The following is a 16,222-nucleotide window of genomic DNA, read 5'->3' on the forward strand; positions in this document are numbered from 1 at the left end:
CCCATGAAACATAGATTTATATATATAATAACTGGCTTGTTGACTTTCGCTTTTCAAACGGCCTGCGAGGTAGAACAACTCCCTGAAACATCCATGAATGATGTAAATTATTGGAATACAGTGAATGATTTGAAAATGGCTGCAAACTATTTTTACACGACACTTCCAAGTCTAAATACTGGAGATGTTGCGGAAGATGTTTGGTCAAGTTATGGTTATTCAAATAGCGGAGCTGGTACTGGAATAAGTGATGGATCTAGACCTACACCTACCACCAGTGCTGACTACAATTATTACTCCATTTTTCAAGCAAATAAACTCATAGAAAATGGGCCAAAAGTACTCGAGAAGGGAGCCGTAGAAAAAGAAGTAAACTGGTATATTGCCGAAGCGCGATTCTTTCGGGCTATGTATTATTTTGAAATGTTTAAGCGCTTTGGTGGCGTTCCAAAGATAATTAAAACACTGAAGATGGATGATCCGGAGGTGTTTGCTCCTCGAGCTACCAGGACAGAAATCCTAGAATTAATATTTGAAGACTTGGATTTTGCAGCCACGCATTTAAGAGGACAGGATGAATTAATATCTGCTAAAGAATTTGGAAGGATTTCAAAAACCGCAGCTCTTGCATTCAAAGCTAGGGTAGCCTTGTTTGAAGGAACTCGGGAAAAATATCACCAATATGGGCAGGCCACTTTACACTTAAAATTGGCCAAAGAGGCGGCTAAACAAGTTATAGATTCTAAACAATATAGCCTATTCTCTCAGGCGAGATTGGGAACAAATGGAGAGCAATTGAATGATGCTTATTTCAATTTATTTCAATTAGCCGGTGAAGGTAGTTCCAATAAAGAACATATTATCGTGAGGCAATATGGGGTAAACAGAGAGAATAGCGTAAGTAGTACGCCAGTGCAACGCTATTATGAAGGTAGCAACGTTTTGCCTACCCAGAATTTTGTAGACAACTATTTGATGGCTGATGGTTTACCAATGGAAAAATCAACAGTATACGTTGAACCTAATGATCTCATGAGCTATGCAGAATATTTCAACAAAAAAGATCCGCGAATGGGTTTTACCTTGTTCAAAACAGGAGATGAATTTATTTCTAGTAGTAACTATACCATTCCTAACCCCAGACAACATCGTAGTGGATACGGCATCCGTAAATACGCAAATAAAGAATTCTGGAACCTACAAGCATCTTATATAGACAAACCAGTGTTTAGGTATGCCGAGCTATTATTAATTTATGCGGAAGCAAGTTTTGAGCTGGATGGGCGTATTTCTAATGAGGATTTGGAAATCACAATTAACCAGATTCGAGCGAGATTGCCTCAAATAAATATAGGTACAAAGGATCAAGTAAACTATGTAAGTCTGCCTAAACTGACCAATGAATTTGTTCAGTTAAATGGACTTAACATGCGAGATGAAATCCGTAGGGAGCGATTAGTAGAATTGGCATTTGAAGGTTTCGCGTATTGGGATATTATTCGTTGGAAAACGGCAGAAATAGAAATGGTAAAACCATTGATAGGTAGTTACCTTTTTAAAGAATTTTTGACAACTACGGGGGAAAAATGGGCTGCTAATACCCCAGTTAATGATAAAAAACATATTATTCTGCAAGAAGCAAGTTTAAGGAAGTTTGATCCTAAAAAAGATTACTTATGGCCAATACCTAGCAATGAAATTGCTATCAATAATAAAATAGAACAAAATCCAAATTGGTAGCTTCTTTTTTATAAGCAATAAAGCCTTAAAACGTTCCTGTTTTAAGGCTTTATCTTATAGCTATATCGAAGGAAACGCTATGGATAAAAATTCAGCTAGTTAACCAAATTAATAATATCTTGAACAAATGGCTTCGCTTGATAGGAACGGTCGAACCATAAGGGATAATTCGTTCTTCCTTGGATAGGAAAATTATTTAGCCACGAATCCCGATCACTTAGTCCCCAAAAGGTTACCCTGGATATTTTATCAGCATGTTTAAGATATATTTCAAATAAATCAGTATATCTTTTTGCTAGTCTTTCTTGGATCTCTATCGGTAATCCTTCTTTGTAGGGATTTAATTCGTTCTTATAGGTATCGGTATTAGAGATCTCTGCAGATTGATTGGCTCTAGCATGTGGCAACACAGAAATATCCAATTCTGTTACCATTACGTTAAGGCCAAGGCTACTAAACTGTATAATAGTTCCCTCAATATCGTTCAAAGAAGGAAAATCAAGTCCATGATGCTCTTGCATCCCTAATCCATCTACCCTTACACCAGCCTCTAAAAGCTCCTTAATTTTGTAAGCTATACCCATTCTTTTACTAGGTATAGCGGTATTATAATCATTGTAATACAATTCTGCTTCAGGATCGGCTTCAGCCGCAAATTGAAAGGCTAATTTCATAAAATCTGGCCCTATGATTTCATAAAATTTGCTTGTTCTCCAGTCTCCATTATCGAAGACTGCTTCGTTTACCACATCCCAGCCTTTTATTCTTCCTTTGTATCTTGAAACAACGGTATGTATATGTTTTTTCATTCGATCTATCAAAACAGTTCGAGACACGTCATTTCCTCGCTCATCTACAAAGAACCATGAGGGTGCTTGGGAATGCCAAATCAAGGTATGCCCCACAATGTGCATTCCGTGTCGTTCTCCGAACTCCACAAATTGATCGGCTTCAGAAAAATTAAATTTGCCTTCCTTGGGTTGCAAATACATGCTCTTCATCGCATTTTCAGCTACTATGGAATTGAAATGTGTTTTTAGGATTTCTTGTTCCTTTGGATTTGCTTGAACGACTTGTCGCATATTCAAGGCTGTTCCTATAAGGAACTTTTCTTTAAATACATTTTTTAATGGATCTATTTCTTGCGCATTGAGCTTAATAGTTAATAAAAACAATATGGCTATAAGTAAATAGTTGTTCGTTTTTAAATGGCACATTTTTCTTGTCGTAGGTAAATCAATAGAAATGTATGAAATAAATCGTTCGGGTACAAATAAGTATCCTATTCTTAGGAAACACTGGTTTATTTACAACTTCTTTATGTACAACAAACGCTAGGAAATGTATTAAAAAATGGGGTACCTAATGGTACCCCATAACAAATCAATTTTAATGAAAGGATATTATAATTACTCTACATCCCAAAAAATCCTACTTTTTTGAGGATCTATCTCGCCTTCTGCAACTACATTGGTATTGTTGTAATTGTATTCTGTTTGCGGATACATCAATCTCAATGGAACCTTGTTTCCATTCAGGTTTGGAATTTTAGACAAGGGTACATCTTTAGGAAAACCTAATCTTCTGTAATCTACATAAGCTTCGAAATTATTGATGCTTGGTAAAGAAAGATACTTTTGATTAATGATCAGTTCCAATTTATTTGATGCAACATTCCAATTGGCATAACCAGCCAAAACTTGATTAGCTTCGGTTTCAGCTGCTGGAATTTCTAACCATTTGAAGGATTCTTTTACCGCATTCTCATAAGCTAATTTAGCGTCCCCTTCTAGCCAGCCCCGTTGAATCGCCTCTGCTTGTAAAAATAAACTCTCCATAGAGGTAAATAACCATAGAGGCTCTGCCCCATCTTTTAATATTCCTGTCCCTACTACTACCGATTGTCTAGAAGATTGAAGATCGGAATTTGGAGGTGCTCCAAAGTCTGCTCCCATCCATGGTTTTGAAGGATCGAATGGATTTAAGGCTGGTAGAAACAAATATTGATATCGGATATCATTATTGTCTATATACCTATTCAATAAATAATTACTAACCCTCGTGAACCCATCTGTTGCTATGCCACTTTGATTAGCTACATATTCAAAGTATACGGGATTGACTTGGTCTACATTATTTGAAAAGGGAATACTTAAGGTCGCAGAATTACCTGCAGTTATAAATCCACTACCGTCTGCAGTTATTTTCGCTAAATCTGCACTAGGATTATTGACCACTTCAGATTGGTGGATCAATAATTTCAAAGATTGGGTGTTTGCAAGTTTTCTCCATTTTACCAAATCTCCCTGAAATAAAACATCCGCAGCAGCAGCAGAAACAGATACTTCTTGGATTGTTTTAAAGATAGCACGTGCTTCTTCCAATTCGATTAATAAACCTTTGTATACATCCGGTCCTTTATCATAAGCAGGTGCCATCGAAGAATTGACATTCAAAGCTTCAGAATAAGGCACATTATTATACATATCCACCAGGTACATAAAACCAATGGATCTCATTACTTTGGCCACAGCTACGTAAAATGGTTCTTGACTTTCTTCGCCCAATGAGGCCATCAAGGTAGCATCGTTTAAAACATCAAACCAGGTACTTGAATTTGCAAAATTAGCCCATTGCGTCAATTGAAATGAGGTTGTTATTTGATAATTTTCAAGTGGTAAGCTGTTACCAAAATCAGCACCTCGGCCATAATATCCAGTCCAAAAACCTGCCCAAGAATATTGGGTGCCCATTCGGTAAGCCGTTTGTTTTATTACCATTGGCAATAAATACTGCGGTAATACTGCTGGTTTTGTAGGACGATTAGGGTTTGTATTTATATCGAAAAAACTATCCGAACAACTTGACAACGTTAAGGTTACCGCTAATATTGCCAAAACTATTTTATGTTTCATAATACTTAAAAATTTAATGATTAAAACTTGGCATTAAGTGTAAATCCAAAATTCCGAATTGGAGGATTAGAGGTTGAATTGATATTACCGTAGGCATTTGGATACTCATCATCAGTAAAACTGTTAAAATCAGGATCCATAAACTCATTCTCTTTCGGTAACCACAATGCTAAATTTCTACCAATCAATGAAATACTCAACCCTTTGATTGCATTTTGTTTCATCATTAACCATTTACTTGGCACTTCATAACTTAAAGCCAATTCTCTTAACCTCCAATGATTTGCACTCACTATAAAATTGGAGGATGCACCACTAAACTCTCCAGTATAATAGTAATAGATTGGTTCGTTTTCCCCAATCTTTGCTGTTTTGTTTTCTATATACGTTCCTGGATTTGCAGGATCTTCAATTACTGAGTTTGGTAAGATAAAGGGCTCTCTGTTATTATAAGCTGTAGCTTGAGACACACCTGTCCATGCCATATCCGTACCCAAAGCAAAGAAAGAAGCAACGTGCCCTCCCTTATACTCAAATAATGCTGATAAATTGAAGTTCTTGTAATTCACAGAAGGATTCAAGCCAATAATCCATTTTGGAAGTGTTCTTCCCAAATTAACATATCCAGAAGATAAAGATGGGCGACCATTTGAAGCATTTACAATAATACGACCTTGATCGTCGCGAATGTAGTCTGTACCTCTCATCACAAATGCTGGTTGCCCTTCTATGGCATAATTACCTGCAGCCACATATCCTCCAATGGAAAGTTCTTTTAATCGCTCACCGCCTGGTTGATTATAAATCTCGGTGACTTCAGAATCATTCCATAAAAAATTACCTCTAAAATTCACAGATCCATCATTAAACTTAACTATAGGCGATAAGTTTATATCAAAATCTACTCCACGGCTGTCGAAAGAAGCTGCATTTCTAAAGCTTCTTGCATAACCTGAAGCTTCCGAAATATTCATACTAATAATTTGATTTGTATTGTTAGAAGAAAAATAAGTAGCTTCTAATGTCAATCGGTTATCCCATAATCCTAATTCAAAACCTGCCTCGGTAGTATTTATTCGTTCAGGTTTTAAGTTAAAATCATAGGTGGTATTATCGGCTGTTAAACCAGGGATACCGCCTAATGGAAAGCCATTTCTTTGTGAGAATGTAGCTTCTAGGAAATATGGATCTATATCAGAGTTTGCAGTTTTCGTCCAAGCACCTCTAATTTTTAAATAATTAAAGAAATTTGATTGGATATCCAAGGCATCAGTTAATACAACTGCGGCATTAATACCTGGGTAAAAATAAGAATTGATGTCTGGAGCCAAGGTAGATGATTTATCCCATCGGCCTGTTACTTCCACATTGGCCCAATTCTTATAATTTAATCCTGCGCTACCATAAATCGAAAACAACCTCGATTGATACCCATCGGAACTACCGAATAAATTTCCTACCCGATTACTTAAATTATAAAGTCCTGGTATACCTAAATTATCAGCACCAACACGAGTAATTCTATATTCGTTTTGTCTAACATACGTTCCAAGAACAGCATTTAATTTCAAAGGCTCTGATAATTGCTTCACCACATTCGCAAATAAATCGGATGTCAGTACAGTTTGATTATAATTGTATTCCTCCAAAGCTGGAGTAACTGTGCTCTTTCCACGGTTTAAACCCCAGTCAGAAGTTTTAACTCCTTCACTGGTATTTCTATCTGCCGTTGATGTCGCATTAATACTTGCTCTATAATTGATATCTAACCATTCAAAAGGCTTTAATCCTAAGTCTATGTTAGCAATAACATCTTGCTTTTTACCTTTCCTTCTCCAATTGCCAATACTGAAATAAGGATTGATCCCGAAATCCGTAAACCAATTTTCGTACATGGCATACTTATCATTTTTATAATCCTTATACTGCGATAGTATTACATGGGCAGGGGTATTGATTAATTGATTAAATAAACCGTCATTACCTCCTGTACTTTGATTTCTAAAATAAGTTTGTTGACTTTCCTGATCATAAACAGAATAATTTTGTTGTATATAGTTTACATTTGCACCCGCCCTAAAAATGCCTATTTCCTTCCTGGCATTTAAACGCAAACCATTTCTTCTATTTTTATCACCAGGAACTATACCCTTTATATCTGCGTTTTCAAGACTCATAAAAAAATCTTTCGCATTGATAGATACATTCGTTTGATTCGTATTTCCTGTGTCGTAAAATTGTTCGCGTTCATCAGTTCCTTGATAAACCACCGTTTGCTGAGAACCATCCGGCAGTTCAGGACCAATATTTACTACAGATCCGTCGTAAGCAGGTCCCCAACTCCAGTTTTCACGAGGTATTATTTCCCCATCAGCACCTTGACCGAATTGCTTTTGCAGTTTAGGAAAGAAAGAGATGGTTTGCCATTGTGTAGAGTGACTTAAGTTAATATCCACCCCATCTTGGCCTCTTTTAGTAGACACCAAAATTACCCCATTTCGTGCATCAGGACCATAAATAGCTGCTGATGCGCCACCCTTCAATACCGATACATTATCTACATCATTGGGATTAATAGACGATAAATATTTGATATCCATGGGAACACCATCCAACACCAGTAAAGGATTATTATTACCTGTTAACGAACGAATACCACGTAAACTAAGTTTAACTTCTTCAAATACTCCAGAATTAACAGTATTAATATTCAATCCTGATACCTTACCTTGCAGGCCATTTGCAACGTTTACGGCATTCGCTCTATTTAAGGTTTTACTATCCACCTGATCAGCAGCATAGCCTAACTCCCGCTTTTCCCTTTTCACCCCCAATGCCGTGACTATAACCTCTTCCAATTCACTGACAGAATTGCTCATGACCACTTCAATAGTCGTTTGCTTATTAATTGAAATACGCTGGGAGGCATATCCCACATAAGAAAAGATTAAAACTGTCCTTCCTGTAGGAATAGCAATAGTAAACCGACCATTTGCATCAGTTTGCGTAGCAATTCCTGAGTTCTCCACTCGTACGGAAACTTCGGACAAAGGTCCTCCGGCTGCAGATTGCACTGTACCAGATAGCTGTCGTTCTTGGGCATGAGCCGCTCCAATGAACATCATGATGAGTATAAAAACTCCAAGTAACCTGTGTTTCATAAAATTTAAATTTGTTGTTAGTAAATATTAAATGGTTAAGAATTCAGAAATAAGATCCTCTTCTTGGATATTAGAAGGATATTTTGTCTTAAAACAGGTATTTCTGAAATTGTACTTTCTTTAGGATTAAAGATTTTTATTCAAAATCTTTTTAGAATCAGACTGGCTTAGATTTACATTTGCAAAAAACCAAACTACTGGAGTCTGCCTGGCGAGGTTTCATGAATAGAAATAAAAGATCAATAAACAGTTTCATAAAATAAATCTTAGGTAAATAGCAAAATAATCGTTCACTTGTATATCAAATGTAATCTAGAATTTTACTAAAAGCGGTAACATTTAAATAATAAGAAAGGTATATTTCGTAATATAATTATTACAATAGTTTAACAAAGTAAATTTATCAAGGTGTATTTATACGTCAAATAGATTAATTAATATTTAAAAATAAGGATCGCTATTTAACTTAAAAGCGCTGTTTTGAGTAGGTATAGATAAAATAAGACAACTGAAAAGCCGCTCAGCGATGAGCAACTAATTTGTTGGATGAAACATAGAATAGGTTTAAACAAAACCAACAATAACTAAACATCTATTTAATATTATTAAATATTAGAACGAAAGAAAATAAGCAAGAGCACTTACTCCGCGCCTACTTTCTTAACTTGATTTAAAATAAATTGAATCGCACTGATAATTCGCTCAGGTTCTAAGTCCGCTCTTATTCCATTGATTGGTACCTCATGCATAAAGCTATAAGCTGAAAGGTAATTTATACTAGAAAACAATATTGTATATATAGCTTGAACATCAACATTGCTATTCTTTAATTCTTCTTTTTCCAGAAAAAGCTGTTGAAGAATCTCTTCTCTTTTTTTTAAGTTATCATATATCGACCTGTTTTGAGAAGATAACTCCCATGCGACTAATCCAGAACTAACAGGGGATGAAAGCAAATAGCGCAACATATCAGCAAAATGGTTTGAATCCTGTTGTTGTCCTAACACTTTTTCTTCAGCTAATTTCTCTTCCAAAATAGCGCTAAAATCATTTTCTTCCATTAATTGGCTCAAAAGATTATTGAGATTGCCAAAATATCGGTACAACAAACTTTTACTTATACCTGCTTTATATGAAACAGCATTGACAGTAAGATCCGAAAATGCCCTTTCCTTAAATATTTTCTTTATTGTTTCTTTAAATCGCTTCTTTTTTATTTCGACATTTCGTATTGGTCCTTGATAGAGTCCTCGTTTTTTGCCCATGAATATTGATTCTGAGTTTATGCATTACTAATTCCACGTCATTTAGTTTATAGTATTAATAAACGAAAATCAATGCTGCGATATTACAATTTACAACATATCATTTACTTAATAATTATATTTTTGTAAACTTTTAACTATAAATTATAAGTAATCAGTTATTAAATCATTTAAATCCAAAGAATTAACACCCAAAGCAGAACCATTCATTTCCATCTTTAAAATTCCATTTATCAATAAACAATAAAAAAACATTTTAAAACAACAAGTGATAAAATTTGTTGATATTGTAATTCAATGAAGAATTTATTCACAAACATTTTTTTATCACACGCTATTAAAAAAGAACTATGGAATGGTTAAGTGATCCGCAGATTTGGATATCCTTTTTAACCTTAACAATTTTAGAAATTGTTTTAGGTATAGACAACATCGTATTTATATCGATTCAAAGTGCCAAACTTCCGGTACATCAGCAAAAAAAAGCTAGACAGATTGGATTACTTTTAGCTTTAGTCATGCGAGTAGGCTTATTATTTTCCATTAAATGGATTATGGGTTTAACGCAGCCATTCTTGCATTTAGGAGATATGTTATCCATTGAAGATCCCAATTGGCATCGATACCTTACGCTTTCAGGTAGAGACTTAATTTTATTTATAGGAGGTTTATTTCTTATTTATAAAGCGACCACGGAAATCCATCATAAAGTGGAGGGTCATATCGACACCGCTTCCCTCAAAAAGAAAGTTGTTACTTTTACTAGTATTATAATTCAGATTATCATTTTAGATTTGGTATTCTCCCTAGATTCTGTAATTACGGCTGTTGGTATGGTGGATCAAATTGGCGTGATGATCGCTGCTGTCATCGTGGCGGTAGTTATTATGTTATTATCTGCGGAAAGTATTTCCAGTTTTGTTAATGATTATCCATCTGTAAAAATGCTAGCTCTAGCCTTTTTATTATTGATTGGAGTTTCCTTAACCGCTGAGGCATTTGATCAACATATTCCTAAGGGATACATCTATTTTGCTATGGCATTTTCCGTATTGGTCGAATTCTTAAATATCCGTTCAGAGAAAAAAGCATTAAAGATGATGAACGATCAAAAAATAGAAGTAAACAACGAATAATTAACAGTTAAGAAGACAATGTAATTGGGCTATGTTATGAAATCATAACATAGCCTTTTTTCTTTACCTAAAATAGAATAAAAATATAAGAAGAGTTAATACTTTTGAAGCAAATCCAGCAACTTCTTGTCCAGTTGATGCCCATGAAAATTCTCATATTTCACATCTTTTCTTCCCGAGTCTAACAAGCCAAAAGTTCCTCTAAAATTCCAAAGTCCCCAACCAATACCGTGACCAGTTAAAATATCCAATTGATCATTGAACCAACTCAAAAATACCGCATGTGGTGTTTCATTATAACAGCCACATTCCCCACAATGTACCCCTACTCCACTTTTTACCAATTCGACCCAAGGCTTATAAGCATCTTCTAAAGATTTTCTACTAAAGTCTTGTCCATCAATCTTACCAGGCCATACCGGCATAGGAGCATCATCGGGATTCTTCCATACCCAACTTGCGCGATAATGAGAAACATAATGAGGATAATAGCCTCTACAGCTTTGTGCGATAGGTAAATCAACGAGTTCTGGAATCACCAATGCGCCTACATGATTACCATCCGCAATGACCAATCGATCTGGATTATGCTTCTTAATCACTGCCAGACAGCCTTTAGCCACTTGACGATAAATTGCACCGGGAATCGGTTTATTAGGCGAAAACTGGTCATTCATATCTTCTTTAAAACAGGGTTCATTGACTAAATCAAAACTTAATTGTTTTCCTGAAAATCTTTTCAGTCGTTTAGACCACATTTCCCAATGGTAATAAAAAGCTTCCTGAGCTTCCGAATCTTTCCATAAATTGAATGGTTCATGAAAGCCGGCATTAATACAAAAACCTGGAGCTCTATGCAAAGTAAGACTTACATGAAGACCAAAACTAACGGCCTTTTCGACCAACCACTCTATAGCCGAAACGGCCTCTTCTCGAAACTTGATCGTTTCATCCTTTCGAATTGGTATTCCAGATTTGATATCATATTGGAGATAGCATGGATATGAAATAGGAATTCTCACGAAATCAAATCCCCAATCAGAAATCCATTGGAAGTCTTGGGTAATCATCTTTTTATTTTCTGGTGTCAAATGGTACTGTTCAGGTCTAAAGAACTCCAAAATATTAAATCCTCTCCAACGAGGAATCACATTATGATTCGTATTTGGAGAAGCAATTGCTCTCGAGCCAATAACACTTGCTGCTAAGACTGAACCGGTATAGATAAAATCCCTTCGATTTATTGATTTCATTGTTTCTCATTTAGATTTTAAGAAGATATTGGTAAACCAAAGCTAGTCTATTCAAAACAAAAATTCGTATGGATATTAAAAATAAATAATCTTTGCATGAAAACATACAAGGATACTTATATAAGGATTGATTTGGTCAGATTAACATCGAAATGCACTACAAAGTTATCCGATTGAACCCTAATGAAAAATACCTAAAAAGAGGTATTTTTACTGATGATGCAAGAATATTCCACGAGTATAAATATTTACAATTAGTGCATACTCCATTCCCTAAAAGTGTGTTTTATTTTTTTATCTTTATAATTATATAAAATAACCTTTACATAATACATGAAATCTTTATTTTTTCTAATCCTATTTTGCTTAAGTATCCCTGTTTTGGCTCAGGAAAAAACAACCGTTCCAATTGTGGCCTATTGGTCTAAAGGAGATACCCTAAATTTTAAAATATTTAAAAAAATAGAGAAGATAAACGACGGTAAGGAGAGTCAAGATTCAACCACCTATTACAGCCAGTTTATCATCTTAGATTCCACAGAAACTAGTTACCAAATTTTATGGAAAAACGATTTCAAACAGCAAATATCGTCCTTACCTTTCAATTTATCCGACCCAATTCAGTCTTTACAAGATATAAACTATATATACAGCACAAATGAATTGGGACAATTTCAATCCTTAGACAATTGGCAGGAAATTGCAACTAATTTAAAAAACTACCTATCCCTCATCCTTCAAAAGCTGCCAACTAGTGATTCAGTAGAAAATTCAGCTTTCAAAAATAGTATGAATCAATTTTTAGAAATTTACACCAGCAAAGAAGGGTTAGAATCTTTAGTTATGCGTGAAATAAGACTATTACATTCTACTTTTGGCGCTGAGTACCTATTAGGTGATACGATTCGTTATGAAGAACAAGTTAACAATGCGATTGATAATTCGCCCATGAACATAAATAACGAGATATTCCTTTCTGAAATAGATGAGGAGAACTACAATTGCATCATTGTTCAAAATTCTTTTGTATCGGAAGAAGAAATGAAAAGTATGATTACTAGTTTTGCAGAAAAATTAAAACTACCCTTCGATGAAGCGTCTAAGGATTTTCAAATTGATAATAACGAAAAAAGAGTTTTTTCTATAGATTATAATTATGGAATTCCTAACTATATCTATAATAAAAAAACCAATAAAGTAAAAGTCAAAGAACAAACAGGCTATCGAATCGATACCATTGAGATCGAATTATTATAAATCTACATTTACCATATATTCCATTCAACGTATTCGTCTCCATCATTTTTAATCAAAAAATATAAGCATTAAAGTTATACTGATTCCAATAACTACAAAACCTTAGTTTTTCCATTATTTCGCCCTATAGGATTTCAATAAATTTAATATAATTAAAAATATATTTAATTTTTTATTGAATTTGATTAGTTTTAGGTAAATTTACCATTAATTAACGACGAACTTACCCTACTAATTGCGTAAATCCTAGATCATTAAAATTTCAAAGAATGACAACCATTTTTTCTATTTTATTAGTTCTATTTGTCATAACGATCTTACTTAAATCCTTCGACAAGAATCGTCGTGAAAAAAAAGTACAAGTTTATCACGAATCAGAATTAGAAAAAAAAGCAAACGATAAGGTCATATTAGTTAAGGGTCCCTCTTTTAACGATTTAAAAGATGCATGCGAAACTTTTTGTAAACTATTTAATAAGCAACAACTTTTAATCATCATTAATTTAAACAAAGTTGGTTCTAGAACTTACATCCTAACTTTTCCATACGACATTAATTTTAAGCATTACTGTTTTATGATCAACTATTTAAAATTCTCCAATATTTTAGGCCCATATAACCAAATAAAAGGTTGGCTTACCACTGATGAGGAAGGAGTATTCATGAATGAGTATATTGCGGATAAAAAGGCCATGATTTATTTGCCTGATTATGAAAATCCTTCAGGAATAGTCTTCCTAACTACCATAGATGGGTTTACATTTCAATTGGATTTAGGCTTATCCAAGAGCATCCTCCAAATGGAAGACATCCATGAGGGTTATCAACCCTATCAAATTGCAGCAGAAAAAAATCAGTTGCAAGATGGAATATTAATTGCCTAGCAAAGCATACAGTCAAATTGTCAATTTGACAGTTATCCACATTGCTAATGGAAATTTTGTCTAATTAATTGAAAAAACTCAGCAATTTATTCCGACAACCTGTTGATCATTCGAATTAGCAAGCCCTAAAAAATCTCTTTTACAGCTAGTTTCATTAAAGAAACCAGTAACCAATACGTAACTCCTACGCTAATATCATTCTATTGGTCTAGCATTTGTAATGCTATAGACAAAAAGAAAGGTAAATCATGAAAATTAAAAATATTAGTTCCGTAAAAGGAACACTAGCTATTCGAGATCCATTTATTTTAGCAGCTTATCATTTCGATCAATATCCTGAAGGCAATGGCCAAATGGGACCGAATGCTTCCTTAAATGACCGAAACATAGGTAATGATTTTGATTCAGCGAAGCCTTGGCGTATGTACCATGGCGAAACCATTCCAGGCTTTCCACACCATCCCCATCGTGGATTTGAAGTGATCACTGTTGTACCAGAAGGTTATGTCGATCACTTCGATTCAAAAGGTTCAAAAGGAAGGTATGGACAAGGAGATGTGCAATTGATGAATGTAGGATCAGGGGTCTTACATTCCGAAATGTTTCCATTAATTCATGATGATCAACCCAATCCATTAAGGTTGTTTCAAATTTGGCTTAATTTGCCTGGAAAAGACAAACTGCATGAGCCAGATTACAAAATGTTATGGCATGAAGATATTCCAATCAAAACCATTCCATCCAAGCACGATGGAGAAGTGAAAATCAAGGTTATATTAGGAGCATACCAAGGCGTAAAATCCATAGACCCATTACCAAATTCATGGGCATCAAATCCACAAAACCATGTTGGTTTGGCTTTAATAGAAATGGACCCACATACGGAATTTACCTTAGAAGCTGTTTCTCCTACCCTAAATCGTTTCGTGTTTTTTTATGAAGGAAATAACAGCATCCAATTGGAATCTCAAGAACTAAGAAAAGGGCAATTGGCTGATGTGGATGGAAATGAAGAAATACGAATTGTCAACAACGATCAAAAAGCGTTTATACTGATTTTAGAAGGAGAACCGATCAACGAGCCAGTCGCTGCTTATGGTCCATTTGTAATGAATACAGAACGAGAATTGCAAGATGCATTTCAAGAGTACAGAAGCACTCAATTTGGAGGATGGCCATGGGGAGACCAAGAGCAGGATTTAGTCAATGCGAAAGAGGAAAGTCGATTCGCAAGTTATCATTTCGGTGAAAGAATTGATAGACCAAATGTTAAATAATAGGTTTTTTCAACAAATTATTAAGCATAAATGTTAAGTTTTGTTAAAAAATATATTTAATAAAAAAATTGGCACATATCTTGAAATATAGTATTCAAATTTCATAATTTAGGTTAATAATTGGTTAGTAAACTCCTAAGACTCCCCGTCTTAGGAGTTTCTTGTTTACAGTAAATCCGAAAAAATAATTATTCAATTCGTTGAAAGTTTAATTAATTAACGCAGGTAATTTAAGATTAAAATCGACTAGGAATTTTTTTTTAGCATGCTCCCATGCACCTACTTTTATGGATAAATTTGGATGCTAAAAAATGCTTAGGAAAAAAAATATAAGTCAAAAAAACACATATTTATTGACTGACAATAAAGAAGTGTTAATAAATGTTAAAATAACATTTAATATAAAGCAATGGCATAGAGCTTGAATATACTATTCTAAATTTCATAATTTAGGTTAATAATTGGTTAGTTAAGACTCCTGCAGCTCCCCGCTTCAGGAGTCTTCTTTTTTATGTGTACTTTTCACCCTTTATAAAAAGCATAAGATCGCAAAAACTCCAACAGAATGATTAGTTTTATAGGAAGATAACTCCATGCACAAATCCTGTATTGGTAGAAGAGTAAAACTTACTTTAGAAAATCAAGTGAATCACATGAAAGCTAACCTTATCGAAGACATCATTGAGCAATTGAAAAATGCTGCTGACCCAAAAGTCTATCAAATATATCAAAAACAAGGAGCACAAGGAACTCAATTTGGCGTTAAAATGGGAGATATTCGTAAAATTGCGAAGCAATTAAAAAACAACCATGAGCTTGCGCTAAACCTATGGGATACGAAAATCTTGGAAGCCCAATTTATGGCCATATTAAATTTTAAAGCCTCCTCTTTTTCTACCCAAGAATTAACAGAATTAAGCCAATCAGCCAATTTTCCACACCTGTTGGATTGGTTATTTTCGTATGTGATCAAATTACATCCTGAAAAAGATCAACTGAGGTTAGCCTGGTTAAACTCAAAAGAACCGAGCCTTCGCAGACTCGCATGGCAGCTTACGGCATCAAGTATTTCTAAGAATGAAGGCAAATTGGAGTTAAAACAGCTTTTAAAGACGATTGAAGAAACGATGTTAAGTGAACACTATTTAGTACAATGGACCATGAATTCTACTTTAGCTAGCATAGGAATTTGTAATGAAGAGCTTCGTGAGCAGGCGATCCACATAGGAAACAAATTAGCTTTGTACCAGGATTATCCGGTTAGTAAAGGTTGTGTTTCCCCCTTTGCACCAATATGGATTGAAGAAATGGCCAAAAGAGCCAACAAAAACTAA

General features: G+C 34.6%; 11 protein-coding genes. 6 read left to right on the forward strand and 5 right to left on the reverse strand.

Annotated elements, in window-relative coordinates; genetic code table 11:
- The first annotated feature begins 3 nt into the window (after nt 1-3).
- Entirely contained in the window at nt 4-1,740 is a 1,737-nt protein-coding gene (locus tag ACFRAE_RS04120) for a RagB/SusD family nutrient uptake outer membrane protein (protein WP_422795854.1), read from the forward strand.
- 95 nt (nt 1,741-1,835) lie between these two features.
- On the opposite strand, the gene ACFRAE_RS04125 is transcribed toward ACFRAE_RS04120, so the two are convergent.
- The 4 genes from ACFRAE_RS04125 to ACFRAE_RS04140 form a co-directional block, all read right to left on the reverse strand.
- Nucleotides 1,836-2,957, reverse strand: a complete 1,122-nt coding sequence (locus ACFRAE_RS04125; RefSeq protein WP_422795855.1) for an endo-1,4-beta-xylanase — start codon at nt 2,955-2,957, stop codon at nt 1,836-1,838.
- A gap of 192 nt (nt 2,958-3,149) precedes the next feature.
- Nucleotides 3,150-4,655, reverse strand: a complete 1,506-nt coding sequence (locus ACFRAE_RS04130; RefSeq protein ID WP_422795856.1) for a SusD/RagB family nutrient-binding outer membrane lipoprotein — start codon at nt 4,653-4,655, stop codon at nt 3,150-3,152.
- A gap of 20 nt (nt 4,656-4,675) precedes the next feature.
- The gene (locus tag ACFRAE_RS04135; protein WP_422795857.1) at nt 4,676-7,816 is read right to left on the reverse strand and encodes a SusC/RagA family TonB-linked outer membrane protein; all 3,141 of its coding nucleotides are present in this window, start codon (nt 7,814-7,816) and stop codon (nt 4,676-4,678) included.
- Nucleotides 7,817-8,457: 641 nt separating this feature from the next.
- Nucleotides 8,458-9,081 (reverse strand): TetR/AcrR family transcriptional regulator, encoded by a 624-nt coding sequence (locus tag ACFRAE_RS04140; protein ID WP_422795858.1) that lies wholly within the window; start codon nt 9,079-9,081, stop codon nt 8,458-8,460.
- Between the two features lie 350 nt (nt 9,082-9,431).
- Here ACFRAE_RS04140 and ACFRAE_RS04145 point away from each other — a divergent pair, with 350 nt between their 5' ends.
- On the forward strand, nt 9,432-10,217 hold the full coding sequence (locus ACFRAE_RS04145) for a TerC family protein (protein ID WP_422795859.1): 786 nt from the start codon (nt 9,432-9,434) through the stop codon (nt 10,215-10,217).
- Nucleotides 10,218-10,312: 95 nt separating this feature from the next.
- Here the strand turns inward: ACFRAE_RS04145 and ACFRAE_RS04150 are convergent, their stop codons facing one another.
- The gene (locus tag ACFRAE_RS04150) at nt 10,313-11,470 is read right to left on the reverse strand and encodes a glycoside hydrolase family 5 protein (RefSeq protein ID WP_422795860.1); all 1,158 of its coding nucleotides are present in this window, start codon (nt 11,468-11,470) and stop codon (nt 10,313-10,315) included.
- Between the two features lie 333 nt (nt 11,471-11,803).
- Here ACFRAE_RS04150 and ACFRAE_RS04155 point away from each other — a divergent pair, with 333 nt between their 5' ends.
- The 4 genes from ACFRAE_RS04155 to ACFRAE_RS04170 all read left to right on the forward strand — a co-directional run bounded on the left by ACFRAE_RS04155 (nt 11,804) and on the right by ACFRAE_RS04170 (nt 16,222).
- Nucleotides 11,804-12,727, forward strand: a complete 924-nt coding sequence (locus ACFRAE_RS04155) for a hypothetical protein (protein WP_422795861.1) — start codon at nt 11,804-11,806, stop codon at nt 12,725-12,727.
- A 269-nt stretch (nt 12,728-12,996) separates the two neighbouring features.
- Nucleotides 12,997-13,611: a hypothetical protein gene (locus ACFRAE_RS04160; RefSeq protein WP_422795862.1), complete on the forward strand. Its 615-nt coding sequence runs from the start codon at nt 12,997-12,999 to the stop codon at nt 13,609-13,611.
- Nucleotides 13,612-13,859: 248 nt separating this feature from the next.
- Nucleotides 13,860-14,888 carry a pirin family protein gene (locus tag ACFRAE_RS04165; RefSeq protein WP_422795863.1) on the forward strand — a complete coding sequence of 343 codons (1,029 nt, stop codon included), beginning with the start codon at nt 13,860-13,862 and terminating at the stop codon, nt 14,886-14,888.
- A gap of 653 nt (nt 14,889-15,541) precedes the next feature.
- The gene (locus ACFRAE_RS04170) at nt 15,542-16,222 is read left to right on the forward strand and encodes a DNA alkylation repair protein (protein WP_422795864.1); all 681 of its coding nucleotides are present in this window, start codon (nt 15,542-15,544) and stop codon (nt 16,220-16,222) included.

This window comes from Sphingobacterium sp. HJSM2_6 (assembly GCF_049316305.1).
Taxonomy (GTDB): Bacteria; Bacteroidota; Bacteroidia; order Sphingobacteriales; family Sphingobacteriaceae; genus Sphingobacterium.